The 25,543-nt window shown below is 57.2% G+C and carries 21 protein-coding genes; 11 read left to right on the top strand and 10 right to left on the bottom strand.

Features of this window, described 5'->3' with window-relative positions:
- The coding region (locus tag P8Z34_09570) for a hypothetical protein (GenBank protein MEJ2550918.1) at window positions 1–188 on the bottom strand (188 nt) is incomplete at its 3' end.
- A 6-nt stretch (window positions 189–194) separates the two neighbouring features.
- Window positions 195–464 carry a hypothetical protein gene (locus P8Z34_09565; GenBank protein MEJ2550917.1) on the bottom strand — a complete coding sequence of 90 codons (270 nt, stop codon included), beginning with the start codon at window positions 462–464 and terminating at the stop codon, window positions 195–197.
- A 96-nt stretch (window positions 465–560) separates the two neighbouring features.
- On the opposite strand from P8Z34_09565, the gene P8Z34_09560 reads away from it, so the two are divergent.
- The 10 genes from P8Z34_09560 (at window position 561) to P8Z34_09515 (ending at window position 13,467) form a co-directional block, all read left to right on the top strand.
- Window positions 561–2,993 (top strand): endonuclease MutS2, encoded by a 2,433-nt coding sequence (locus P8Z34_09560; GenBank protein MEJ2550916.1) that lies wholly within the window; start codon window positions 561–563, stop codon window positions 2,991–2,993.
- A 274-nt stretch (window positions 2,994–3,267) separates the two neighbouring features.
- Window positions 3,268–3,774: a hypothetical protein gene (locus P8Z34_09555; GenBank protein ID MEJ2550915.1), complete on the top strand. Its 507-nt coding sequence runs from the start codon at window positions 3,268–3,270 to the stop codon at window positions 3,772–3,774.
- Window positions 3,775–3,923: 149 nt separating this feature from the next.
- Window positions 3,924–4,601 carry a PD-(D/E)XK nuclease family protein gene (locus P8Z34_09550; GenBank protein ID MEJ2550914.1) on the top strand — a complete coding sequence of 226 codons (678 nt, stop codon included), beginning with the start codon at window positions 3,924–3,926 and terminating at the stop codon, window positions 4,599–4,601.
- 309 nt (window positions 4,602–4,910) lie between these two features.
- On the top strand, window positions 4,911–5,978 hold the full coding sequence (locus P8Z34_09545) for an amidohydrolase family protein (GenBank protein ID MEJ2550913.1): 1,068 nt from the start codon (window positions 4,911–4,913) through the stop codon (window positions 5,976–5,978).
- A 23-nt stretch (window positions 5,979–6,001) separates the two neighbouring features.
- A complete protein-coding gene (pyrB, locus tag P8Z34_09540) occupies window positions 6,002–7,000 on the top strand; it encodes an aspartate carbamoyltransferase (GenBank protein MEJ2550912.1) in 999 nt (332 codons plus the stop codon).
- Window positions 7,001–7,040: 40 nt separating this feature from the next.
- A complete protein-coding gene (pyrF, locus tag P8Z34_09535) occupies window positions 7,041–8,462 on the top strand; it encodes an orotidine-5'-phosphate decarboxylase (protein MEJ2550911.1) in 1,422 nt (473 codons plus the stop codon).
- A 3-nt stretch (window positions 8,463–8,465) separates the two neighbouring features.
- Window positions 8,466–9,560, top strand: coding sequence for a quinone-dependent dihydroorotate dehydrogenase (locus P8Z34_09530; protein ID MEJ2550910.1), 1,095 nt, complete (start codon window positions 8,466–8,468; stop codon window positions 9,558–9,560).
- Between the two features lie 41 nt (window positions 9,561–9,601).
- Window positions 9,602–9,772, top strand: coding sequence for a hypothetical protein (locus P8Z34_09525; protein ID MEJ2550909.1), 171 nt, complete (start codon window positions 9,602–9,604; stop codon window positions 9,770–9,772).
- Window positions 9,773–9,894: 122 nt separating this feature from the next.
- Window positions 9,895–10,977 carry a phospholipase D-like domain-containing protein gene (locus P8Z34_09520; GenBank protein ID MEJ2550908.1) on the top strand — a complete coding sequence of 361 codons (1,083 nt, stop codon included), beginning with the start codon at window positions 9,895–9,897 and terminating at the stop codon, window positions 10,975–10,977.
- A gap of 21 nt (window positions 10,978–10,998) precedes the next feature.
- On the top strand, window positions 10,999–13,467 hold the full coding sequence (locus P8Z34_09515) for a DUF87 domain-containing protein (protein MEJ2550907.1): 2,469 nt from the start codon (window positions 10,999–11,001) through the stop codon (window positions 13,465–13,467).
- Window positions 13,468–13,474: 7 nt separating this feature from the next.
- Here P8Z34_09515 and P8Z34_09510 read toward each other — a convergent pair whose 3' ends face one another.
- The 7 genes from P8Z34_09510 to P8Z34_09480 all read right to left on the bottom strand — a co-directional run bounded on the left by P8Z34_09510 (window position 13,475) and on the right by P8Z34_09480 (window position 22,237).
- Window positions 13,475–14,752, bottom strand: a complete 1,278-nt coding sequence (locus P8Z34_09510; GenBank protein ID MEJ2550906.1) for an MFS transporter — start codon at window positions 14,750–14,752, stop codon at window positions 13,475–13,477.
- Window positions 14,753–14,812: 60 nt separating this feature from the next.
- The gene (gene cydC / locus P8Z34_09505) at window positions 14,813–16,579 is read right to left on the bottom strand and encodes a thiol reductant ABC exporter subunit CydC (GenBank protein ID MEJ2550905.1); all 1,767 of its coding nucleotides are present in this window, start codon (window positions 16,577–16,579) and stop codon (window positions 14,813–14,815) included.
- Window positions 16,576–18,315 carry a thiol reductant ABC exporter subunit CydD gene (gene cydD, locus P8Z34_09500; protein ID MEJ2550904.1) on the bottom strand — a complete coding sequence of 580 codons (1,740 nt, stop codon included), beginning with the start codon at window positions 18,313–18,315 and terminating at the stop codon, window positions 16,576–16,578. Before cydD ends, cydC begins: the two co-directional genes overlap by 4 nt.
- Before the next feature lie 135 nt (window positions 18,316–18,450).
- Window positions 18,451–19,467: a cytochrome d ubiquinol oxidase subunit II gene (gene cydB / locus P8Z34_09495; GenBank protein MEJ2550903.1), complete on the bottom strand. Its 1,017-nt coding sequence runs from the start codon at window positions 19,465–19,467 to the stop codon at window positions 18,451–18,453.
- Window positions 19,468–19,491: 24 nt separating this feature from the next.
- On the bottom strand, window positions 19,492–20,850 hold the full coding sequence (locus P8Z34_09490; protein MEJ2550902.1) for a cytochrome ubiquinol oxidase subunit I: 1,359 nt from the start codon (window positions 20,848–20,850) through the stop codon (window positions 19,492–19,494).
- A 353-nt stretch (window positions 20,851–21,203) separates the two neighbouring features.
- Window positions 21,204–21,746: a GNAT family N-acetyltransferase gene (locus P8Z34_09485; GenBank protein ID MEJ2550901.1), complete on the bottom strand. Its 543-nt coding sequence runs from the start codon at window positions 21,744–21,746 to the stop codon at window positions 21,204–21,206.
- Window positions 21,747–21,823: 77 nt separating this feature from the next.
- Window positions 21,824–22,237: an ASCH domain-containing protein gene (locus tag P8Z34_09480; GenBank protein MEJ2550900.1), complete on the bottom strand. Its 414-nt coding sequence runs from the start codon at window positions 22,235–22,237 to the stop codon at window positions 21,824–21,826.
- 338 nt (window positions 22,238–22,575) lie between these two features.
- Here P8Z34_09480 and P8Z34_09475 point away from each other — a divergent pair, with 338 nt between their 5' ends.
- Window positions 22,576–22,905: a helix-turn-helix transcriptional regulator gene (locus P8Z34_09475; GenBank protein MEJ2550899.1), complete on the top strand. Its 330-nt coding sequence runs from the start codon at window positions 22,576–22,578 to the stop codon at window positions 22,903–22,905.
- Window positions 22,906–23,001: 96 nt separating this feature from the next.
- Here P8Z34_09475 and P8Z34_09470 read toward each other — a convergent pair whose 3' ends face one another.
- The gene (locus P8Z34_09470) at window positions 23,002–25,251 is read right to left on the bottom strand and encodes an endo-1,4-beta-xylanase (GenBank protein ID MEJ2550898.1); all 2,250 of its coding nucleotides are present in this window, start codon (window positions 25,249–25,251) and stop codon (window positions 23,002–23,004) included.
- Window positions 25,252–25,543: the final 292 nt, after the last annotated feature.

Below are 25,543 nucleotides of genomic sequence, written 5' to 3'. Positions count from 1 at the left end.
GATTTTCCCGTCATATGCGCCAGGTCGGTTCCAACCACGAAGTCGATCGGCACACCGGCCCAGAACATGAGCGGTCCGGCCAGGAAACCTCCACCGACCCCCAAAAATCCACCCAGCACACCGACGACGAATCCGGTACCGGCAAGTATCAGGGGACTGACGATCACGCCAGCGATAGGGTATTCCATCTCTGACTACCGCAGCCCGATTCTGCGCAGCAGCCAGGACGTGAAGGCTTCCAACAGAACGCCTTGCATCAGGATGAGTATTAAAGTCAAGAAAGCGTAGCTCTTCGATCCCTGCTCGTAGAGCTGAATCAGCGGCTCCTTGGCGAAATGCAGCACGATGATGAAGTAGATCGTGACGAGAGGCGCATAAATGAAAAGCTCCAGAGCCAGACTGCGCATCAATGGCTTGAACGAAGGATCCGTTGGTTCGGTAGTCTTCTGTTCGATCGGCATCATACTTCTCTCTTCACTCCGACTTCAGCGATGCGGTAACCCTATCATCATTCGCCGGTTCGGCGGACATCGTGCGCCGCGAGGCCAGATTGTGAAAACGTGCTGAAATCATGTTACACTGCCTTCGCCATGGATGCAAAGTCCTATGAAACCCTGGAATTAAACCTCGTTCTCGATCGTTTGGCGAGTTTTACGGCATTTTCAGCCTCCCGTGAAATGGCGTTGGCACTGCGCCCGCTGCCGGATCTGGAGGCCGTCCGGCGTCGCCAGGAGGAAACCTCGGAGGCCAGCCTGCTCTTGAGCATCAAACCCGAACTCAGCATCGGTGGCGCACGTGACGTACGTCCGCAGGTCGATGCAGCTGCGCACGGCGCGGTGCTTGAACCTACTGAACTGCTGGACATCAAGAGTACGCTTGTCGCTGCCCGCGAACAGCGCCGGCGTTTTGAAAAGTTGGACGAACCACTTCCGCTGCTCAAAGGGATTGCATTTGAGCTCGAAGCGCTTCCTGGCCTGATTGATTCGGTCTCGAAAACCATCGACGATCGCGGTGAGGTGCTGGACAGCGCATCGCAGAAGTTGGGCAAAATTCGCAAGGATCTCCGCATTGCGCGCGATCGTTTGATGGACAAACTCGAACGGATGGTCAACGACCCCAAGATCGTCCCCTTGCTGCAGGAGCCCATCATCACGCAGCGCGAGGGCCGTTTCGTAATACCGCTGCAGGCGGACTTCAAGGGACGCATCAAGGCCGTCGTGCACGATCAATCCGCCTCGGGAGCCACGCTGTTCGTCGAACCTTTGAAGGTTGTCGATCTCAACAATCAGGTGAGAGAGCTTCAACTCGCGGAGCGGGATGAAGTCCGGCGCGTCCTTTCCGAATTGTCGGGCCGCATCGGGGAACAATCCGCAGCAATCCGGCGAAACGTAGAGGGCCTGGCCAGACTCGATCTCGCCTTTGCCAAAGCGCGCTACGCGTATACGCTCGATGCCAGCGAGCCCGTACTCAAACCCTTCGCCGAGGATGCTGTCTCACCTCGTCCGGGCTCGACGATACGCTTGCTCGCCGCCCGTCATCCGCTGCTGAAAGCGGACGATGTCGTGCCGATCGATTTGATTTTAAAGCCGGACACCTACGCTCTGGTGATCACCGGCCCCAACACCGGCGGGAAGACGGTGACCTTAAAGACCGCGGGGCTGCTTGTATTGATGGCGCAGTGCGGCCTGCACATCCCGGCGATGTCAGGATCGGAGCTTTCCGTTTTCGACGCGGTGTACGCTGATATCGGCGACGAGCAATCGATCGAGCAGTCGCTATCGACCTTTTCGTCTCACGTTTCCAACATCAAGACGATCCTCGACCACGCGACGTCGAAATCCCTGGTTTTGCTCGATGAATTGGGTGCGGGCACAGACCCGCAGGAGGGTTCAGCGCTGGCGCGCGCCATCCTGAGTGAATTGCTGGAGTGTTCGATCACCACGTTGGTCGCAACGCATTATCCCGAACTTAAAACGTATGCGCACAGTGTATCCGGTGTGGAGAATGCCAGCATGGAATTCGATTTGCAGAGTCTGCGCCCGACGTATCATCTACTTATCGGCCTGCCGGGACGATCGAACGCGCTGGCGATCGCCGCACGTTTGGGTCTCGAGCAAGCCATCGTCGAGAAAGCGCGTGCAATGCTTTCCAGCGCTGATCTGGAAGCCGAACGACTGTTGGACGAAATCCACGCACAGCGGCAGCTGACCCGCAAGGATCGTAATGAAGCCGAAACGACGCGCCAGCAGGCCATGGCGCTGCAGGAAGAGCTTTCTCGACGTTTGGCGGGAATCGAAAAGGAGCGTGAGGATATCCTGCTCGCCGCACAAGCGGCCGCCGAGGCCGAACTCGAAAAAATGCGGGACGAACTGCGCAAGATCAAACGGGAATTCTCTCAATCGCAGCAGTCGCGAGACGATTTGAAAGCGGCTGAAACACAGGCTGAGACGATCGAAAGGTCGCTCGAGGAGTCGTTACGCCTGCCGGATAAAGAGTTCGAGGCTTCCGAATATACGTATAAAAAGGGCGACACGGTCTTACTGCGTACGATCGATGCCGAAGGGGTGATTAAATCGTTGGATCGAGACCAGGCAGAGGTTCAAGTGGGACGCCTGCGGGTACGGGCGAATCTCAACGAACTGCTGCCGGTGAAAGCGGGGGCCCCGACGAAGCGGAGTAAAGCAGCTCGGAAAAGCGGCTCCTCTGGTGAGGGACGTTCGATATCCCCACCCATCGCCGACAGTCCGCCGCTCGAACTGCACGTCCACGGTTGGACCGTCGATGATGCGCTCGAAGAATTGGACCGTCGTCTGGATGCGGCCTTTCTGGCGGGGATGCCCTACATACGAGTGATCCACGGAAAAGGGACGGGGCGCTTGCGTAGTGCCATTCGCCAGGCACTTGCGGAAAGTCCGTATGTGGCTTCCTTCGAGTCCGGCCAGCCAAGTGAGGGCGGTGACGGTGTCACCGTCGTGCATTTGAACGTTACCTGAGTCGAACGCGTGCATCCTCCGCCAGAGCATGGATCGCCCGGATTATTGCTTTGGATCGTCATTCATGCAGGTCGGTGTATTTTTCTCCCAAAGAGGGTATGATTGATCCTGAGATCAGATGGGCGCACACTGAGAATGTCACAATGTTCATGTTCTGATCGTTAACGAATTGGGAATGAGGGTTGAGGAGTCGAAGGGAAGGATCTCTTCATGTCTGCCGTCTCATTTCCGCACGACCGGGATGACTCAGTTGAACAGAAAAGGAGTGAAAAAAATGATGAACCGCACGCTCTCACTGGTAACTTTGATCGGTTTACTGTTCATTGCGACGGCATGCAACATGCCCGCAGTATCGAGTGTCAAAGACTGTGGGGAGGACATGCAGTGCTTCATTGAAGCGGGGGAGAACTGCAAACCGGCGAAGATGGTCTTCCCCGTCGAGTTCGAGATGATGGGGGTCATCATCACCACGACGACGTATCAGGAGATCATCGGCCCGTCGGATGACCTTTGTGAGGTGAAATTCCGCACAGAAGAGGTCAAGGTAGAATATACAGATGAGGCCATCGACCAGATGCTGGGAATGGGATTGACCCAGGAGCAGATCGACGAGCAAATTGCGGCCACGCAAGAACAAGTGAGCAGTCAAGAGGGACTCGATGAAATCTGTCGAGTCGACACCGAGCAATTGACGGCGGTCATGGAACAATGGTCGTCGGGCACGTTTTCGACGGACGATTGGGAAGGCATGGATTGTGATCCCGTGGTTGAGGGGGAGTGAACGACGGGATGATCTGAATCGACGACGGGGACATTCAACTTCGGACGAATATTGCCGTTCAATCGTTGAACTCGACCAATGTGGTTAGCAAGCATGGGTTCTCGCACAGAGGACCCATGTAGCTTTAAGCGGACCAGAGAGGGGAGCGCATGAACACATGGAAATTAAGTCCTTCGGATTTGACCTTTCTCTGGGACGAGTGCAAACGTTGTTTCTACTTGAAAATCGTCTCGAAATTCTATCGCCCGCGTGCGCCATTCCCCAGTATCTTCGGCAAAATCGATCGTTTGATGAACGCCTATTTCGTGGGTAAATCGAGCTCAGAAATTTCTCCCGATCTGCCGGATGGAGAAATTGCATACGGCGAAAAGTGGGTGAGTTCGGCCGAAATCAAACTGCTGCATCACGAACACGCCTGCTGCATCCGAGGGCGGTTCGATACGGCGATTCGTTTTGATGATGGGAGTTATGCGGTGATTGATTTTAAGACCACGCAGCCGGCTCCGCACCACATCGAATTCTACGGACGGCAGCTTCACGCTTACGCCTATGCTCTGGAAAATCCGGCGCCCAACGCAATGGCGCTCAGCCCCATCACCCATCTGGGCTTATTCAGCGTCACGCCGTCGGACTTACAGCGATTTGACGACGGACGCATCGCCTATCTGGGCGATCCGCTGTGGACTGAAATTCCCAAGGATATGCAAGGCTTTCTGCTGTTTATCGACGAAGTATTATCCGTCCTGGAACTGCCTGAGCCGCCGGATGCGAATCCGGAATGTGGTTATTGTGATTACCGGCGGCGAACTCGAATGAACGAATACTGAACGGGGCATCGCGCCGCCGGATCGATCTCGAAAGTATGTGGGACGTGGTTTATCGCCGATAACCTTACGGCTTCAGGCATGCAGCGAAGAGGGGAGGAATTATCATCTCCGGGGCGCGAATGCTTGACAATCCCGCGAAATGGTTTTAAATTAGACGCTTAGGAATATGATGCGGAATCGAGAATACATAACATCTATGTATTTGGCCCGCCATGAGGTAAGCGCCTCGGAGCGGGCGATTTTTCATCTGCCCAAAAAGAGCCGCCCGGCTCTCTTTTTTTGCCTACCGCGCGCAGGGCAGGGCGTCCGATGAGCGTGATCCGCCTGCCTGGTCTGATCGACCCACACGTGCATCTACGCGAGCCCGGTGCGACGCACAAGGAAGATTTCGACAGCGGAACTGCGGCGGCGCTGGCGGGTGGCTTCAGTACCGTACTGGCCATGCCCAACACGAATCCGCCACTGGTCGATCGAGCCAGCTTCGATCAAGCTCGTGACGCAGCAAGGAAAAAAGCCCGCTGTGATTACGGGATTTATCTCGGCGCCAGCGCAGAAAATCATCGAACGTACGCCTCTCTGGCCTCACAAGCCTGCGGATTGAAATTGTATCTGGATCTGACCTATGGTCCGTTGCAGGTTGAAGGTCTCTCCCTGCAGCGGAGTCATCTGGCAGCCTGGCCTGCCGATCGCCCGCTCGCGGTCCACGCGGAAGGCCGCAGCCTGGCTGCGATCCTGCTCCTGGCGATGCTGCAAGGGCGGCCGATCCACGTCTGCCACGTCAGCCGGCGAATCGAAATCCAGCTCATCCGGGAGATGAAAGCGCGCGGCTGTGCGGTCACCTGTGAGGTGGCGCCCCATCACATGTTCCTCACGCAGGACGACGTCCCGCATATCGGTCCGGGCCGGAGCGAGGTGCGGCCGAAGCTGGCGGCGAAGTCGGATCAAGAAGCATTGTGGGACAACCTGGCGGTGATCGATTGCTTCGCGACGGATCACGCGCCGCACACGCTGCAGGAGAAAGACAGCGACAATCCCCCGCCGGGTTTTCCCGGACTGGAGACTTCGTTGGGGTTGTTCGCTACCGCCGTGCAGGAGGGGCGTTTGTCGATGGACGACCTCATCGCCCGCATGAGTCTCAATCCGGGAAAGATTTTTGGCCTGCCGGAGAGTCCGGAAACGGAAGTCGAGTTCGATCCGGACGCAGCCTGGGAGGTCCGGGCAGAAGATTTCCACAGCCGCTGCGATTGGACTCCCTTCGAAGGCATGCGGCTGCAGGGGCGCGTGCGCCGGGTCAAGGTGCGCGGCCGGTGGGTCTATCAAGACGGCGAAATTCTCGTCCCGAGAGGATTTGGGAGAGACGTCGCCGGTATCCAATAAACGTTATTTGATGGAGGAAATATATGGCAACCTTTGTACCCCCCAATGAACGAAAGGCGCGCAGCCCTTACCTGCCACTCGGCGATCGCCAGGAAGCGCCGTTTTACGGCAAGGATATCCTTTCGGTCAAACAATTTTCCCTCGGTGACCTCGAGTACATTTTCGGTGTGGCCAAAGAAATGCGGGCGATGGTCGAGCGGGTAGGCACCTTCGATCTACTCAAGGGCAAGATCCTCACCAATTTGTTCTACGAGCCCTCGACGCGCACGTCGTCTTCTTTCCTGGCTTCCATGGAGCGGCTTGGCGGCAGCGTGATCCCGATCAACGAGGTGACCTACTCGTCGGTGGCGAAGGGTGAATCGCTTCCGGATACGATCCGCACGCTGGAATGTTACTCGGACGTGATCGTGCTGCGTCATCCCGAAGTTGGTGCGGCGACACTGGCGGCGAAATACGCTCACAAACCGATCATCAACGCCGGCGACGGCATCGGCGAACATCCCACCCAGGCCCTGCTCGATCTCTTCACGATCTCCGAAGAACTGGGTCGGGTGGACGGGCTGACCGTGACCATGTTGGGCGACTTGAAGTACGGACGTACGGTGCACTCACTTTCGCGATTGCTTTCGTTGTTCGACGTTCGTCTCAACTACGTCTCGCCCGAGATCCTCAAGATGCCCTCGGAAGTGATCGAGGAACTCAACGAACGCAAAATCCCCCAGGCCGAATATGGGTCCCTCGACCCGGTTCTCGCTGGGACGGACGTCCTGTACATCACACGGGTGCAGAAGGAACGTTTCGAAAACCTGGATGATTACGAGAAAGTGAAAGGCGCATACGTGATCACCGCGGAAACGATGAAGGCGGCCAAGGATGAAATGATCGTCATGCATCCGCTGCCGCGCGTGGGCGAGATCAGTTTGGAGCTGGACGACGATCCACGCGCCGCATACTTCCGGCAGATGGAATACGGCTTGTACGTGCGTATGGCGCTGTTGGCGCTGGTGTTGGGAAAAGCGTAGTACGCGATACTGACTTCAGGAGTAATATTTCGAGAACACGATGGCCGAAAGATCGACGTTTTTCTCCAGACTTGCCGCAAGAATCGAATCGGTCGATTCTCTGCTCTGTGTCGGCCTCGATCCGCATCCGGCACAGTTGACCGAATCGTCCGCCGCTGCGGCGTTGGACTTCTGCAAACACATCATCGACGAGACCCACGAGTTGGCCTGCGCCTTCAAACCCAACAGTGCTTTTTTCGAACAGTACGGGGCTGCGGGGTGGAAGGCGCTTCGAGAAGCGATCGCTTTCGTCCCCGACGGCATTCCCGTAATTCTGGATGCAAAGCGGGGAGACATCGCTTCCACGGCGGAAGCCTACGCCCGGGCGCTTTTCGAAGCGCTGGATGCCGATGCCGTCACGGCGAGCCCGTTTCTCGGCCGTGATTCCCTGGAACCTTTGCTGCGCGATCCGGCGAAGGGCGTTTTCGTGCTTTGTAAGACCTCCAATCCCGGAGCGGATGATCTGCAGACCCTGCCGATCGACAGCTTCGAACCGCTTTATGTTCGCCTGGCGCGCACGGCCCAGGCGTGGAACGAACTGGGGAACCTCGGCCTGGTCGTCGGGGCCACGGACGTCTCGGCGCTGGCTGCAGTCCGCGCGGCGGCGCCGGAGCTCTGGCTTCTTGCGCCGGGTGTGGGTGCGCAGGGCGGCCATCTCGAATCTGCCCTGCTCGCGGGGCTGCGAGCGGACGGCCTGGGGATGATCGTTCCCGTCTCCAGAGGCATTTCCTCCGCCAGAGATCGCCACGCCCAGGCCGCGCAGCTGCGCGAGAACATCCGGTCCGTTCGAGAATCGCTTCTCTCTCGGCGGCCGGCAAGGCCGGTCTTTCCGGCCGACCTGGTGAGGCTGGCCGATGAATTGCTACAAGCGGGCTGCGTGCGATTCGGGTCTTTCGAACTCAAATCGGGCAAAATCTCCCCCATTTACATCGATTTGCGCTTGCTCGCCTCTCATCCGGCTTTGCTCGCCCGGGCTGCCGCAGCGTATCGTTCGCGCCTGGACGATCTGGAATTCGATCTTTTGGCCGCCCTGCCGTACGCCGGACTGCCGATCGCGACGGCCCTTTCGCTGCAAAGCAAGAGGCCGATGATTTACCCGCGCAAGGAAGTGAAAAGCTACGGTACGAAGGCGAAAGTCGAGGGGCAGTACGAAACTGGCGAGACGGCGCTGGTGATCGACGACCTGGTGACGACCGGGGAAAGCAAGTTCGAAGCCATCGAACGCCTGAAAGCCGTCGGGTTGAAAGTGACGGACGTGCTCGTGCTCATCGATCGCCAGAGTGGGGCACGTGAAACGCTTGCCGAAGCGGGCTACCGCCTGCACGCCGTCTTCAAACTCATGGATTTGATCGAGTACTGGGAAGGCAGCGGTCAAATTTCCGAGCCGCAGGCCACAGCGGTGCGGGAATTCCTCGAGCTTTGAATATTGGGCAGCGAAGCCGGCGCCGAGCACGCTTCCGGTGCACACTCGGGATTGAAATACATGGGATATGAATGGCTCCGAGCGCTGTTATTTCGCGTCGACCCCGAAAGGGTACACCGTCTGACGCTGCGCGCATTGGTGTTGGCATCTTCGTCCATCGTAGCCAGGGCATTGCTGCGCCGGGCCTTTTCGTACGACGATCCATCGCTGGCGGTGGACGTATTTGGCATCCGCTTTCCCAACCCGCTGGGTCTGGCGGCGGGTTACGATAAAGAAGGTCGCGCGCTCCGGGGGTTGGCTTGTCTGGGATTCGGCCACGTCGAATTGGGCACGGTCACGCCGTTGCCGCAGCCGGGCAATCCCCGGCCGAGAATCTTTCGTCTCCCCGAGGATCGCGCCTTGATCAACCGCATGGGATTTCCCAACAGGGGCGCCGAAGCGCTTCTCCAGCGCATCGGGGATCGGGAATCGAGGGACGTTGTCGTTGGGCTCAACGTCGGCAAGGGGATGAACACGCCGCTGGAGGCGGCCGCTCAGGATTATATCTACCTTCTGCAGACTTTTTACGAACTCGTCGATTATTTTGTTGTCAACATCTCCTCACCCAACACGGTGGGCCTGCGGCGATTGCAGGCGCGCGATTACCTGGCTTCCCTCTTGCGGCAAATTTCCGATGCCCGCCGGGATTTGAGTTCCGCCTCGCAAAAACGGGTGCCCGTGCTGGTCAAGCTCGCACCGGATCTGACGCTGAAGGAATTGGAGGACGCCGTCGGAGTCATTACGGCGCACGAGATGGACGGCGTCGTGGCGACCAACACCACGATCGAACGGGAAGGTTTGATATCGAAGAATGCGCTTGAAAGCGGCGGCCTCAGCGGACTCCCGCTGCGCCGGCGTTCGACGGCCATGGTGCGCCGGATCGCGCAGCTTTCGCAGGGGAAACTGCCGATCGTCGGCGTGGGCGGTGTGTTCGACGCCGATGACGTGAGAGAGAAGATGGACGCAGGCGCCGCTTTGGTTCAAGTTTACACGGGTCTCGTTTATCGCGGACCGGGATTGGCTCGATCGATCCTGCGCGAACTCGCTGAGAAAGAGTAGATCATCGAAAGTCGTCATTATCGTTTTACCGAGGAGGCAATATGCGCATAAAAAGACCGTCGAGAAGCGTTTTCATCGTGTCGTTGATCTTCGCCGTCGTTGGTTTGTTGGCTCACATCGGCTCGATCCCGGTTTTATCCTCGATATCCTTCTGGCTTGTACTGTTTGGTTACGTTCTTTTGTTTCTGGGCGTTGCGGTTAAAGGTTTTTAAAACGACAGACGACTTCGATATTTGTCCGCCCGGCTCTTGGCGGTTATAATCAAGAAGGCAGTCCCGAGAAAGATATCGTGTATCTCTTGGGGGAACCATAGGCATTGGGGCTGGGGTCTGACGTGCCACGACGTATAACCATCAATCCGACAACGCTCGCCGCTTCGTTGACGTTCATTCTCCTCGTCGCATTGTTTTTCGTGTTCCAGGGTGAACCCGAACGGGAAGCGACATCCCCGACGCCGCAAATCGACCCGGAAAGCGCGTGGACGGTTCTGTTCTCCGATCCGGGAGGGCCGGATGCCGCCTCGTACCGGGGTGGGCCGGACTCTTATCTGGCGAGCGCGATCGATGCGGCGCAGTATTCGGTAGACGTGGCGATCTATCATCTGGATTTGTGGAGCATACGTGATGCGCTCATTCGGGCGCATCGACGCGGATTGCAGGTGCGGCTCGTCGTCGAAAGTGATTATCGCTCCGAAGGTGAGATAACCGAACTCGAGCAGGAGGGCATCGAAGTCATCGGCGATCTGCGGCAGCACCTGATGCATCATAAATTCGTCATCCTGGATGGCGTGGAAGTCTGGACGGGCTCGATGAATTTCACGGTGCGAGGGGCTTACGTCAATAACAACAACCTGCTTGCCGTACGCTCCGCCGACCTGGCGCAGCGCTATTCCCGTGAATTCGAAGAGATGTTCCTCGAGGATCGTTTCGGTGCGCTCTCATTGCCCGATCCGGACCTGGACTCCGTAGTTCTCGATGAAGGGGAGTGGACGGTCCTGTTCTCGCCGGACGTGCCGGTGGCCCCGGAATTGGTCGAATTGATCGATGATGCGGATTCCACGATAGAATTCCTGGCTTTCTCCTTTACCTCGGATGAAATCGCCAGGGCGATGCTCGCCCGTTCGGATGCAGGGGTACGCGTGCGCGGGGTGATCGAAAGCGATCAGGCGGCGGCGGTGGGCGCGCAGTACGAAGCGCTTCGTGAAGGCGGCGTGGACGTGCGCCTGGACGGAAACCCGGGGACCATGCACCATAAGGTTATCATCCTGGATGGGGAGACCGTGATCTGTGGTTCTTATAATTTCACGCGCAGCGCCGAGGAACACAACGATGAAAATCTGTTGATCGTCGCCGACCCGGATCTGGCGGACCAATTCCTGATAGAATTCGAAAAGATCTACGCGGAAGGGGGGCTCTGAGCGAATGAAAGTGAGGCGGCTTTGAAGACCGAAGGCAAGTTTTACATCGGCAAGACGTACGACCCGAAGAAGAAAATGATCCTTCAAAAACCGACGCTCTACGATCCGGACGATCTGACGACGCACGGCGTCGTCGTGGGTATGACGGGATCGGGTAAAACCGGGCTGTGTATCGACATTCTCGAGGAAGCGGCTTTGAACGGCATACCGGCACTGGTGATCGATCCCAAGGGCGACATTGCCAACTTGTTACTGCATTTCCCTTCGCTCGATCCGCAGGATTTCGAGCCCTGGGTGGACGCGGACACCGCGCAGCGGGAAGGCAAGTCGGCTGCCGAAATGGCGCAAGAAGTCGCCGACCTGTGGAAATCCGGACTGGCGGAGTGGGACATCGATTCCGAGCGCATTGCGCGCGTTCGCCAGGCGGTCGATTATGCCGTGTTTACTCCGGGATCGGACGCCGGCATCCCGGTCAGCATTCTTACCTCCTTGCAAGCACCGGCGCTTTCGTGGGACGAAAATCGAGAGGCGATCCGGGAAAAGATTTCCAGCACAGCCACGGCGCTGCTGGGACTGGTGGGCATCGAATCCGACCCGGTCAAATCTCGCGAGCACATCCTGCTGGCCAACCTGCTCGAGCGAGCCTGGGTGGAAGGTGAGGACATGGATCTCTCCGAATTGATCCGGCAGATTCAGAACCCTCCCTTCGAACGGCTGGGCGCCTTCGAGATGGATCAGTTCTACCCCGAAGATGACCGTTTCGAACTCGCCGTTTCGCTGAACAATCTACTCGCAGCGCCTTCTTTCGAAGCCTGGGTCGAGGGAACGCCGCTGGACATCGAGGCGTTCCTTTGGGGTAAGGACGGAAAGCCAAAACAAAGCATTTTCTACCTGGCGCACCTGCCGGACGCGGAGCGGATGTTTTTCGTCACCCTGCTGCTGACGGCCCTCGAAGCCTGGATGTACCAGCAGTCGGGCTCGGATTCGCTGCGTGCACTGCTGTACATCGACGAGGTGTTCGGTTTCATGCCGCCCGTGGCCAAGCCGCCTTCCAAACCCCCGCTGCTGCGCCTGCTCAAGCAAGCCCGCGCCTTCGGGCTCGGTTTGCTGCTCACGACGCAGAACCCGGCCGATCTGGACTACAAGGGGTTGAGCAATGCGGGCACCTGGTTCATCGGCCGGCTGCAAACCGAGCGGGACAAGCAGCGTCTCCTGGAAGGATTGGAGGGCATCGAGGCGGGAAAGGGCGGGTTCAGCCGGGCGAAGGCGGACAAGAGCATCTCCTCTTTGGGGAAACGCGTGTTCTTGCTGCACAACGTGCACGAGAAAGCGCCCGAGATTTTCCACACGCGTTGGGCGATGGCGTATCTGAAGGGCCCGATCACGCGTACGCAGCTGAAGGATCTCAATGCGCTCGTAAGCGCAGATACAAAAGCATCCGGACGGGGGAAGAAACATGCGGCCGGGTCCGAGATGAAGGTCGATATGAGGCTTTCCGCCACTCGTCCTGCGGTACCCACCGGTGTGGAAGAGTTGTTCCTGGCCAACAATCTCACGGTCGCCCAGGCGCTCCAATCAGCCGGGATGGAGACGCCGAAGGCAAAACACCTGGGGATCGTCTATCGACCATCGCTTTTCGCGCAAGCTTCGGTTCGCTACCTCGATCGGAAAAATGACATCGACCACGAAGACACGCTCGCAGCACTTTTGATTGATGTCGACCCGCGTGGTGTGGTGCATTGGGATGAAGTGCGTACGTCGCCTTTCACATCGAAGGCGTTCGATTCGGGCCCGGCTCCCGAATCCCAATTCACGGATCTGGAGAAGCCGCTTTCGAGTACGAGGACACTCAAATCGCTGGAAACCGATTTTCTGGATTACGTGTATCACGGCGCAGAACTTATATTGGAAGCCAATCCAGCGCTGCAGCTCGTTGCCGAACCGGGCGTCACGACGGCCGAATTTCGAGAGCAATGTGCCCAGGCAGCCCAGGCTGCGCGTGACGACGAGGCAGAAACCCTGCGTGAGAAATACGAGAAGAAGATCAAGTCGATCCAGACACGGCTCGCCAAGGAAGAACGTGAATTGGCTGAAGATGAAGCCGAGCATCAGTCCCGCAAGATGGAAGAGCTGGCGATTCTGGGCGAAAATCTCCTGGGTCTGTTCGGCGGATCCCGCAGCCGCCGCCGTGTCTCAACGTCAGTCACCAAACGCCGTATGACCGCCAAGGCGAAGGCCGACGTCGAGGAGTCCCTGGACGTGATCGAAGAGTTCAAGCAGGAACTCGCCGAACTCGAAGCAGAATTATCCCGGGAATTGGACGAACTGGATGATCGTTGGGGGGAGGCGGCATTCCAGATCGAGGAGCTCAAGCTCACGCCGTATAAAAAGAACATTCTCATCGAGCATTTTGGTGTGGCCTGGTATCCGTTCTGGCAATTGGAAGAAGGCGGAAAAAGCTTCGAAGTTCCGGGATTTTCTGCAGCGTAATCCGAACTCAACGCGCCTCGCGAGGGCGCCTGCGTATCAGCCACAGCGACCATAAAACCCCGGGCACGAGAATCAACGCGGCCATCCACAGCAAAGTGCCTTCGATTCCCACCTGCGGCCGGTCGACTCCCCAGCCTCCGGCGAGCGAGCCCACTGCGCTTGCCAGCGAAAAAAACGCAAACTCTGAAGCGAAGACGCGCCCGCGCACATCTTCGGGCACGGTCTGAAACAGCAGTTGATTCGAAAAAACCCAGTTGAGACCGCCGCCGACGGCGCGCAGCATCGTACCCAACAGGACGATCCCGAAGCTCGCCATGGGGGCCATGATCAACGATCCGATGGTGCCCAACGGATATCCGATGGCAAGCCAGATGCTCAACGGCCGCTCTCGATCTTGCGTGAATACACGTGCAACGATGGGGCCAAATCCCGTGCCGATTCCGGCCGCGGCGAAGAGAATGCCCAGGCCAATGCCGCCGTTCTCGCCGATGACGAACACCTTTTCTGCGATCGCCACCTGCACGACTTGAAACGGACCGGAGATCAACAGGCTGAATGCAGCTTTGTGCAGCGTGAGGACGAACACGTGCGGATGACGCTTGAGGTAGCGCAAGCCATCGATGTATTGGTTGAGACTCGAGCGCTGGCCGCTCAAAGGTCTCTGATTTCCAGACAGTTTTGCGTAGCTGATGTGTGCGATGAAGAACGCCGAAAAAAGGAAGGTGGAAGCATCGATGATGAAGGCGGGATATACCCCCCAACTGCCGGCCGCCAATCCGCCGAGTGCAGAACCCAGGGCGAGCATGATCGACCAGGTGGCGGAGGATATCGCGTTGGCGTGGCCGAGATCTCTTTCCACGACGATATCGGGGAGGATTGAAGTGCGCGCAGGGAAGAAAATGCCGCTGATGGCCAACTGCACGGCGGTCAGGCTATACAACAACCAGACCTGGCTGGGCGTTCGTACGAACAAGAAGCACAGAACGACCGCTGCACGCAGCAAGTCGGCGGAGATCAACAAACGCCTGCGATCGAGGCGGTCTGCGAGGACGCCCGCGAGCGGGCTGATCAGGAAAGGCGCCAGCATGCGGATGACGAACAACCCGCTGATAGCCAGCCCACTTTCAGAGAACTGATTGATCAGCGTCGCCGAGGCGATCAGATTGAACCAATCCCCCAGCAAACTGATGATCTGGCCGAACCACAGATAGCGGAAATTGGGATTCGAGCGGATAAGAGGGAGGTAGCCGGTTGATTCGCTGGATTTCGTTTCTTGGAGGGTCATTGTGTGCTGATCTCGATGTTTGGATCCTTACGAACCCCGTCGGTGATGACGCTTCTTATACTAACACGTTCTCCCGGCGCCGAGCGTTTCAATCAAGTCGGCCTGGTTTTGGCGCTGCAACAGTCGCCAATAAACGCCTTCCCGCTCGATGAGGCTGGCGTGGCTACCGCGTTCGATCACGCGGCCCTGCCGCAGGACGATAATCTGATCCATGCGGTGCAGGTTGACAAGGCGGTGGGTGATGAGCAGCACGCTCTGATCCTGCGACCAGGCGAGTAAATCGTTCATCAACGAGCGCTCGGTGATGGCATCCAAATGGGTGGTCGGCTCGTCCAGGATCAACAGCGCGGCGTCTTTCAAGAGCGCTCTGGCGATTGCCAGCCGCTGGCGTTCTCCCGCACTCAAAAGCAGCCCGCTTTCGCCGATGCGGGTATCGAAACCCTGCGGCAGGGATTGGATGAAGTCAAGGACTTGCGCGCAACGGGCGGCAGCTTCGAGCCGCGCTGGATGCGCGTCGGGCTGCGCCAGAATCAGGTTTCCTCGAATCGTATCGTTTAAAAATTGCGAGCGCTGCGGGACGACGCTCATCAATCCGCGCAGGTCCTCCTGGCGGTAATCGCCAATCTCGTGCGGACCGATTCGAATGGATCCACTTTCGTAGTCCCAAAATCGGAGCAAGAGGTTCACGATCGACGTTTTTCCCGACCCGTTCGCCCCCACGATGGCCAATTTCCCGCCGGGCGGCAGCTCGAAATCGATCCCGTCCACGGCGAGCGGCAGGGCTGTACGGTAGCGGAAACACACGGCATCGAACTGAATTGTGGGATCGGCAGGCCGTGGGGCGGGTTCTGCGGGATCTTCGACGGCAGGTGTGGCGTCGATAATTTCGAAAAGTCGATCCGCGGCGGAAGTCTGTTCTTCGAGCTTACGGAATGTTGCGGCAAGTGGTGCGGTGGCCTCGAAGCTGGACATCGTCGCCAAAAGGATGACGGCCAGGTAGATACCCTCGATCTGTCCCTGGCGGACCAAAGGGATGCAGAGTACGAGGGCGACGAGGGCCGCCAGGCTCATCGTTAGGTCGTTGAGCACTGCGGCGAAGGCGTCTCGCCTGGCGAGGCCAGTTTGCAGTTCCGTGAGCCTCCGACTCAAACGATGCAGGCGTTCGAGGTGTGCTTCTTCCTGGCCGAAGGCCAGGATGTCGGCGGCTCCCTGGAGATTCTCGACGACGGCGGCCTTGAGTTGTGCGCGCACCTCTACCAGGCGGCGACCAGAATTGCGGCTCCAGCGCAGCATGGTTACCGGCAGGATGATGCCCGCCAGAAAATGGAATCCGACGACGCTCATTGCCAGACGGAGATCAAAACTGCCCAGAAGCGCCCACGTCAATGCACTGACGGCGAGCGCGACGAACGGCGGCGAAACCACGCGGATGAAGAAGAATTCCAGCGTATCGACGTCGCCCACGATGCGGCGCAGCAAATCGCCGCTTCGATACTGAATCAAACGCGCCGGGGCAAGCGGTTCCAGCCTACGAAAGAACCAGACACGCAAACGGGCGATCAAGCGCAAGGCAACGTTGTGTGACAGCAGGCGCTCCGCGTACCGAAATGCGCCGCGCGCCAGACCGAAAAAGCGAACGGCCACGATGGCGACCTGCAGTTCGGCGATCGAGGGCTGGAGGGCGGCAAAAGCAATGATGTAGGCGGAGGTTGCCAGGAGGCCGATGCTGCTGGCGATGGTCGCAAATCCGGCCAGGATGGCCAATCCCATCTGTCTCCAGAAGGGAGCCGCGAGCTTAAAAAGTCGAAGTGATGCGTTCCTTCTCACGCTGTTCCCTGATAGGCGCGCAGCATGCGCTGATACGTTCCCCTTTGTCTGACGAGCGCTTCGTGCGAACCCTGTTCCAGGATGCGCCCTTCTGAGAGCACGACGATCTTGTCGGCGTCCCGGACGGAGGTCAAACGGTGGGCGATCAACAAACAGGTGCGGCCTTGCAGCAGGTGTTTCAACGCCGTGTGAATCTGCGCTTCGCGTTCGACGTCTAGATTCGATGTGGCCTCGTCGAAAATCAGGAAAGGTGCGTCTTTGAGAAAGGCGCGCGCCAGCGCGATCATCTGCACCTGACCGGCGCTCAGCCGGGCACCTTGCTCCCCGATCTGCGTGTCGTACCCGTTCGGCAGTCCGGCGATGAATTCGTGAACGTGGGCTTGTCTGGCGGCGTCTACGACCTGACTGTCTTCCGCACGCGGCCTGGCGATGCGAATGTTCTCGGTGATCGACGTGTTGAAGAGATATGGGTTTTGCGGCACCCAGGCGATGTGTGTACGCCATTGAACCGGATCGAGCGCTTCCAATGCGATCTCGCCCACTCGAATCTGGCCTCGCTCGGCCTGGATGAAGCGCAGCAGGAGCTGGGCGATGGTGGTTTTTCCCGAGCCGCTGGGTCCGACGAGGGCCAGGCTTTTGCCGGCGGCGATTTGGAAGCTGACGCCGCGCAGCGCCTGGCGCGTTCCCGTCTCGTATGCAGCATGGACGTCGTCGAAATCGATGTCTACCGCCGCCCCGGGGACTCGAACGGTGGAGGAGATCGAAGGCTTGTGGATGTGAAGCGGAGTCCCAAGAATTTCGAAAATCCGCCCGGCAGCCGCCACGCCCGACATCCCTGCGTGGAAGCGCAGAGCCAAATTGCGCAGCGGTTGGTAGAACTCGGGGGCAAGCAGCAGGATGAAAAAGGCTTGCTGGAAGGCAAGCTGGCCATGCTGCAGCCGCAGCCCCGTTTCGACGGCCACCACGGCCGTGCTGATCGTGGCCACCCATTCGAGAACGAGCGCAGAGAGAAACGTCACACGCAGCACTTTCATGGTCAGGTGCCGGAATTGGTCGCTGGCAGACTGTATCGACTCGCTTTGTTTGCTGCTGCGGCCGAGCGCCTTCAGCGTCGTCAGGCACTGCAGCACGTCGAGGAACTGTGCGCTCATGAGACTCAGCCTGCTCCATTGGCGGCGCGTGAGCCGTTCGGCAGTGTCGCCGATGAGGATCATGAAGACGGGGATCAAAGGTGCGGTGAGCAGGAGAACCAGCCCCGATATGGAGTCCAGCGGGAAGACGAAGGCAAGGATGGCGAGCGGAATGAAAACGCTCCTGGCGATCTGCGGCAGGTACTGGCGAAAATAGCTGTCCAGCGCTTCGATACCTTCCAAGATCGTGTTGCTCAACTCGCCGGTGCGCTCTCGGCGGGTGAACGATGGACCCAGAGCCATCAGGTGACTCGCCGTGCGCTGCCGCAGGGAGTGTTCGATCTCCCCGGCTGCGTGCGCGGCCGTACTTTCGCTTCCCCAGTTCAACCCGGCGCGCAGGATTTGCAGGACGAGGATCATGAAGATTGGAATCAGGGCTTCATTCAAGGTCTGGCCGGCGAGAAAGACACCGGCTACGATCTGACTCAAGAGATAGGCCGAGAGAATGAGGGGAACGCTGGAAAGCGTGCCCAGCAGCACAGACGCAATCAGCCCGCGCCGGGCCGAGCGGGCTTCCTGCAGCAGTCTTGGATCGACTCTCAACATCTGGAGAACAACTCAGTCGGATCGATGCACGCCCGATCGTTCATGCGGCGAGTGCGTTTGAAGACTCGGGAATTGCGTCTGCAATATGGTTAGCCGGCGATACCATCATGGTCATGGTGCGAGCAGTGTCGCGAATCAGTATTCCAGGGATGACGTACTCGTCAACCTGCGCCGAAAGACGCGGTAAGACCAGGCCTGGTAGAGCAATACGATGGGCAGGAAGATGAGCGCAACGATGCTCATGACGCGTAAGGTGTACGGGCTGGAGGAGGCGTTTTCGATCGTCAGACTCCAGGCGTCGGGCTGCAAGCTTGACGTCATCACGCGCGGGTAGAGGCCCACGAACATGCTAAGGGTGAATAGAACGATGCAGGCGCCGGCCATGACGAACGCCCAGCCCATCCGTTTTCGACGGATCAGCCAGCCCACGCTGCCGATCGCTACGATGGCGGCGAGGGGGATAATCAAGATGAAGTAGCCGAGGCGGGAAACGACGTCGGTTTCGAAGTAGCCCATCACCGACACGATCAAGCCGAAGATGATTACCACCGGCCAAAGCCGCAAGGCCAGGCTTTCCGCTCGCGCCGTTACCGCTCCCTCGATTTTGATCGTCAGGAAATTGGCGCCGTGCAGGGTGAAAAGCAGCAGCGAGGTCACCCCGGCGACTAAAGCGAACGGATTGAGCAGATCGCCGAAGGTGCCCACGTACTGCATGTTTGCGTCGATGGGGACGCCACGCACGATGTTCGCCATGGCGACGCCCCACAGCAATGCCGGGATTGCGCTGCCGATACAGATCGCCCAATCCCACGTGCTGCGCCATCGGGCGCCTTCGCTTTTGCTGCGGAATTCGAACGCCACACCGCGTACGATGAGCGCCAGAAGCATGAGCACCAGGGCAATATAAAAGCCGCTGAACAGGGTGGCATACCAATGTGGAAACGCGGCGAACATCGCTCCGCCGGCGGCGATCAGCCAGACTTCATTGGCGTCCCAGTGGGGTCCAATCGAATTGATCATCAAGCGGCGTTCGCGGTCGTCTTTACCCAGAAAGGGAAGCAAGATTCCAACGCCGTAGTCGAATCCCTCCAAGAAGAAAAATCCGGTAAACAGAACGCCGATGAGTATGAACCAGATGGTGTTTAAGGCCATGATCGTCCTCCTGGGGACTTTGCGTCAGACTTGTTCGGAAGATAGTAGTTCCAACTCCGGCTGCGTGGCGTATTTCCGCAGCAGATAGACGTCTACGGCGATCAGTATGGAATAGATCAAGCCAAAACTGATCAGCGAGAACAGCAATGTGCCTGCGGAGAGGGTTGGGGAGACGGAATTTTCCGTTCTCAATAGACCGAAGACGATCCAGGGTTGGCGTCCGACTTCGGTGAAAATCCAACCGCTGGTGTTGGCGATAAACGGCAGCACAATGGCCCAGGGCAGGATTTTCAAGAACAGATTGGGAATAGTGAGACGCCCGCGCCATACCTGCCATAACCCAACGGCCGCCAGCAAGATCATCAAGAGTCCCACGCCGACCATGATGCGGAATGTCCAGAAGCTGATGGTGACGGGGGGAATGTAATTCCCCGGACCATAGGTCTGCTCGTATTCCGCCTGCAGTTGGTTGATTCCGTGGACCATTCCCTCCATGCGATTGAAGGCCATAAAACTCAAGATTCTAGGAATTTCGATAGAGTAGAGGTTCTTATGATCTTTTTCGTCGATGATGGTGAACAGCGATAGAGATGCGGGGTCTTCGCTGTTCCAAAGCGCTTCGCCGGCGGCCATCTTCATGGGCTGTGTTTTCATCATGTGCTGGCCTTGTGCGTGACCGATCAGGCCGACTGCGCCAGCCGCGACGAGCCCGGTGATGGCAGCCCATTTGAAGGACGTCTTGAAGAGTTCGATTTCTTGGGTTTTCCGCAGCAGGTGGTAGGCGCTGATGCCGAGGATGAAGAACGATGCGGTCGTCAGCCCCGAGGCGAATACGTGGGGGAACTGCAGCCAGACGTGGGGGTTGGTGACGAGTGCACCGAAATCGACCATTTCCGCACGCCCGCTGCTCAGCGCGTATCCAACCGGCTCCTGCATGAAGGAATTGGCGATGAGAATCCACAAAGCCGATACGTTGGCCCCAATTGCGACCAGCCAGATCGTGACTGCGTGCGCGCGCTTGGACAATCTCTCCCAACCGAAAATCCACATCCCCAGGAACGTCGATTCGAGGAAGAAGGCCAAAAGCGCTTCGATGGCGAGTGGCGCCCCAAAGACGTCGCCGACGAAGCGGGAATACTCCGACCAATTCATGCCGAACTGGAATTCCATCACGATGCCGGTGACCACGCCCATGGCGAAGTTGATCAGGAAGAGTTTGCCCCAGAACTTGGTCATGCGCTTGTAGCGTTCGTTGCCGGTGCGGAGATAGGTCGTCTCCATGAGGGCCACCAAAACGGACAAGCCGAGGGTGATGGGCACGAAGAAGAAGTGATAAACGGTGGTGATCGCGAAGTGCCAGCGCGCCAATGTGACGATATCCATAAAATCACCTCTTTCTAATTCAATTGTTATCTATCGAGATGTCCTCATGCGTTTAACTGTAATAAATACGAACGATGTGACTACTTTAATCCCACAATAATGTATTCTTCGTATCGAGACCGTGCATCAGATTTCATACCTGTGAGCAATCCCCAGTAATATTATATCGGCTTTCGTTGTAACCTTCGCGCAGATGTTGTCGTCGTGAGCTGCCGTGTATTGGATTTGCATCGGTTTCATGCGAGATTGATATTCAGTGCGAATATATTTTTTGAAATGTGCTCACATTGAAATAGGCAGGACATGGATGATCTTTACGATCGAAATGGAGAGGGTTTGCATCGCGTGTCTGGCTATTTAAATTCATCCTTGAGAATCCCGTACACTTCCAGATCTTCAAACTTCTCCCACTTTTTTACATGCGCCCGAAAAGATGCCTCGTGAGTCATGCCGATCTTCTGCATCACTCTGCCGGAGGCGGGATTGCGCGAGAGGTGGGAAGCGCAGATTCGGTTCAGCTTGCGCTCGACGAAGCCATACTCGAGAACGGCCCGAGCTGCTTCGGAGGCGTAGCCATTGCTCCAATAGGGCGCCCCGATCCAATATCCCATTTCCGCCCGGTCGTGCACGGCGTTTACATCCAACCCTACGGCGCCAATGAGTACGTTTTCTTGTTTCAGAACGATGGCAAAGGTTACGGACTCGCCTTTTTCGAAGGCTTCAGCATGGGTCTCGATCCAATCTTCGGCCATGCCGTCTTCGTAGGGATGCGGGATGTTCAAAGTGGTCGAAGCGATGGCTTTCTCGCCGGCAAGTTTCTGCACGCGCGGCGCATCGTCCAAAATGAAGGGGCGTAAAATCAGGCGTTCGGTGGATAAAGTGGGTCTATTTGACATCGTGGCTCCGGTCGGTCAGATAGTTCTTTGCATGTGTGACTGCCAGCTGTAGAAAGGCCGGCGGTAATTTTCTCCCTTTACTCTGCCTGCAATGGCTTACGGTATACGACTTCGAAGCGCTCCATGACCAGGGGAGCCTTCTTGCTGGGTTCTCGTCCGATGCGAGAACACTCCGAGAGAATGTATTTCCAGTAGATCGCTCTCCAGGTCTTCATCGTTCGATCTCCCTCGCCGCCTTCACGGGCGTAGCATTCGGGAACTTCTTCGAAGGCGATGATGGCTACGTCCGTCGTCCGGATGATGCAGACCGGGTCGCGCTTGCCGTCGAGCACGATCCAATGTTCTCCACGACGGGGAAGAGCTTCCTTATCGTATTCGTACGACCAGAGCACCGAACCGGTTGCCGTCTTCGTTCCGTTTATGACCAATTCGGCGATCTGGGAGGCGTCCGCAGGACTGAAGCCGAACGAAAAAGAACCCGCTGGTTGCATGTCTTTTCGCCGGTGTGAACGCAGAAATTGTGCCCAGTACAAATCGGCCTTGTTTGACATTCGACACGTTCGCCAGAGAAGCGCTATCTGCGCTGCGGCCCGGTGAGAACGCTGTCAGTATAGCCAAGAACGCCGCAAAATCAACACCGGCCGCCAACGAGGCCGTGAATTATAGGGAGGCTGCCTGGTCGAAATTATCGACAATGCATCTATTGACAAATAGTCATTAGTGGGCTATAATTTCCACCATGAATAGAACATATACACATACACACAAAAGAACACATCGAGGCAATCGAGAACATCGAAGGGGGAGAGATCGGCGCAGACGAAGACGCGTGCAGCGTTTCCTGAGGACCTGTCTCATGGTGCTGCTGCGTCATGAGGAACGGCATGGCTATGCACTGCTTCCCGAATTGGAGGAATTCGGGTTTGCCGATGGAACGCTGGATCCCAGTTTGGTCTACCGGGCGCTGCGCGATATGGAAGCGGATGGCTGGCTGCAATCCAATTGGGAGGAAGAAAGCCAGGGACCCCGGCGCCGTTCGTACAAATTGACGAATCTCGGCGAGGAGCAGCTGGCGTACTTCATCACCGATCTAAAACGAACGCGCGGTGAAATCGACGCGCTCGTTCAAGTGTACGAAAAATCCGGGGACGAGTCCTGATCGTCAGCAAGATACAACCAAAAAGTGCGCAGGCTTCGTTTGGAGAACGAGAACCTGCGCGCTTTTGATTGCGGTTTACCACCTTGAATTCGAGATTTACTCCTGCAGGATGAGCACGCCGTATCCGCTGGTGGACTGCCACGAATCGTTCGAGGCATCGTTCCACTTGGAAATGCTGTCTCTCACCCCGCTGCCCTGATCGTCGTTCACCTGGAAGTCGAACCCGATCACGGTTCCTGGACTGGGCGTGATGGTGCGATAGGGCAGAACGACCTCGACAGCATAGCCGCCGTCGATTATTTTCGTGGCGCTCTCAAATCCCTCTACGCTGCCCGTCGAACCAAACGAGGTCGTATTTTCGAAACTCACGCGGTACTGGCCGTCATCCGGTTCGTAGAAGCCCGTCTTGCGGTTGTTCTCGTCGAGGAAGATCTCGATGCTGTCCTGCAAGTAAACGGTGTTGCTGGCTGCGCTCAGAACGGAATCGGCCACTTCAGCATAGGCGTAAAGTGCGTTTTCGTCCCACAAGAGCCACACTTTCGCCGTTGCACCGGTGAAGACATTTTCTTCGTCTTCGATTCCCTGGATGAACGTGTCCACAATCAAAGGATCGCCGACTTCGTAGGCCTCGTCCTTGACGCCGTCCAGAATCGCCGAGCCTCGATGCACGACCCTGCCCTTCGGCGATTCCACAAAGGTCAGCGTCCCCCAGAACGCCGGCGTCGTTCGCTCGAGTTCGCCCAGGTCGTTCCAGCGGATGAAGGAACCCTCTCCGTCCTGGATGATGAGATCGAATCCCATCATGGTGTCGACCGCGCCTTCGACGTATTCGAGCGGCAGGCGCACTTCGAGCCAATAGCCCTGCTCCGTCTCGACGACGGCTGCGTCATCGGAGTTCTGCCAATCTTCATTCAGATCGTAATGGTAGACGCTGTCGTTCTCGTCCATCGATTCCGTTTTATCGTTACCCTCGTCGAGCAGCAGGGTGATTCGATCGTCCTGCAGCGGCGTCGCGTCCGTGACCTGCAGTAACAGGTAGAGATAATTCGTGTCCCAGAGTGCCTTTGCTTTCGCCGATATTGCGCTGCCTTCGTCAGCGATGGTGATGGCGTCCGTGAATTGCCAGCGTTCGTCATCGACGCCGTCGACCACGATCGTGCCTTCGGAGGCGTTGGCGTAATGGATCCTCGGCGTGAGCTTCGTCGGATCGACCATGCCCCAATAGAATGGTTTCGCCTGGAGATTGGCATCGAAGGGCAGTGGCCAATCCTGGCGCTCGACGAAGAAGTAATTCAGCCAGGACTGATCGTCCGTCATCCCCCAGAATGTGACGCTGGTGATGCTGTCGCTGTACTTGTCCATGATGTCGAAGAGGTCTTTGACCCGGTGACCCTGTTCGTTGAGCAGTTCCGCACTTGCTTCGTCGAAGGATTGCTGCCGATTGTCGTAAACGGTGATGTCCAATTCGGTGATCTGGATTTCAATCCCCAATTGGGAGTAGGCTTCGAGTGCGGCTTCGAAATCTCGCAGGGACGGATTGGTGAGCGAAATGTGCATCTGCATGCCGATCCCGTCGATAGGCACGCCTTTGGCCTGTAGATCCCGGACCAAAGCCACGATCTGATCCCGTTTGGAGGGATCCGTGGTGCTGACCTCGTTCAAGAACAATTTGGCATCGGGATCGGCGTTTCGTGCATAGCGAAAGGCCAGTTCGATGTATTCCGGTCCGAGCACTTCGTACCACTTATTGCGGTAGAAACCGTCCGGCTGATTCTGGTCGACGGGCTCGTTGACGACGTCCCAGGCATAGATTTGCCCTTGATAGTGCTGCATGATCGTCGTGATGTGCGATTCCATGCGTGCTTTCAGTGTCTCGGGGGAGACTGGATCGTCGCCTTCCATGAAAAACCAATTTCCGATTTGATTGTGCCAGATCAGCGTATGCCCGCGTAAGGCGATGCCGTTTTCCTGGGCGAATTCGGCGATTCGATCGGCGTTCTCGAACGTATAAAAATCCTCGGAGGGATGGATCTCTTCCGGTTTCATGGCGTTCTCGGCCGTGATGCTGTTGAAATGGTATTTCAGCAACTCTACATGCAGCGGGCTGTCCAACTGAGCGGGTTCGATCGCCGTTCCGATGAGAAATTTATCCTTGAAGACGTCCTTCAGTGCGGGAATATCGGTTTGAACGGCCGGCGCCGTCGTTGTCGTAGGTGTCGGTTCCTTTTCGATCTTCGGCATCTCGGTTTCGACTTCGGTTTCGCCCATGGCTGCCTCTGTCGTCGCTCTGGCGCAGGATGAGATGAGTGCACCAGATAGTATCAGCATGGTAACGATTCTTCTCATGTTTACTCCCTTTTATAACTGAAGAGTTGATCAGCGTTATTGATAATAGACTTTCACCGTGAACTAATCGCGAAAGATATTCCAATACTATGGTGATAATGAAGAAGCTGGAGTGATAATCCTTATAGTTGCTATTTTTCAAAATCGATGAAACGTGCTGCTGACGTATACAATCCGGGTTAATGCCAGAGACATCGGTAGAAAATAAAAGCTGTTTCAACCGCATCGTATTCCCAAGAATCATAATTTAAAGAAAAATAAATCATTCCTTCTTCGAATTAAGGTCGAAAAC

Source organism: Anaerolineales bacterium, assembly GCA_037382465.1.
Lineage (GTDB): Bacteria > Chloroflexota > Anaerolineae > Anaerolineales > E44-bin32 > WVZH01.
Note: the sequence above shows the minus strand (reverse complement) of the source record. Positions and strands in the feature narration are given on the sequence as shown.

Coding starts and splice junctions, on each gene's coding strand:
- pyrB (MEJ2550912.1), top strand. CDS start 6,002: ATGGCAACCTTTGTACCCCCCAATGAACGAAAGGCGCGCAGCCCTTAC.
- cydB (MEJ2550903.1), bottom strand. CDS start 19,467: ATGGCCTTAAACACCATCTGGTTCATACTCATCGGCGTTCTGTTTACC.
- P8Z34_09525 (MEJ2550909.1), top strand. CDS start 9,602: ATGCGCATAAAAAGACCGTCGAGAAGCGTTTTCATCGTGTCGTTGATC.
- P8Z34_09480 (MEJ2550900.1), bottom strand. CDS start 22,237: ATGCAACCAGCGGGTTCTTTTTCGTTCGGCTTCAGTCCTGCGGACGCC.
- P8Z34_09555 (MEJ2550915.1), top strand. CDS start 3,268: ATGATGAACCGCACGCTCTCACTGGTAACTTTGATCGGTTTACTGTTC.
- P8Z34_09470 (MEJ2550898.1), bottom strand. CDS start 25,251: ATGAGAAGAATCGTTACCATGCTGATACTATCTGGTGCACTCATCTCA.
- pyrF (MEJ2550911.1), top strand. CDS start 7,041: ATGGCCGAAAGATCGACGTTTTTCTCCAGACTTGCCGCAAGAATCGAA.
- P8Z34_09565 (MEJ2550917.1), bottom strand. CDS start 464: ATGATGCCGATCGAACAGAAGACTACCGAACCAACGGATCCTTCGTTC.
- P8Z34_09490 (MEJ2550902.1), bottom strand. CDS start 20,850: ATGGATATCGTCACATTGGCGCGCTGGCACTTCGCGATCACCACCGTT.
- P8Z34_09510 (MEJ2550906.1), bottom strand. CDS start 14,752: ATGACCCTCCAAGAAACGAAATCCAGCGAATCAACCGGCTACCTCCCT.
- cydD (MEJ2550904.1), bottom strand. CDS start 18,315: ATGTTGAGAGTCGATCCAAGACTGCTGCAGGAAGCCCGCTCGGCCCGG.
- P8Z34_09550 (MEJ2550914.1), top strand. CDS start 3,924: ATGAACACATGGAAATTAAGTCCTTCGGATTTGACCTTTCTCTGGGAC.
- P8Z34_09485 (MEJ2550901.1), bottom strand. CDS start 21,746: ATGTCAAATAGACCCACTTTATCCACCGAACGCCTGATTTTACGCCCC.
- P8Z34_09545 (MEJ2550913.1), top strand. CDS start 4,911: ATGAGCGTGATCCGCCTGCCTGGTCTGATCGACCCACACGTGCATCTA.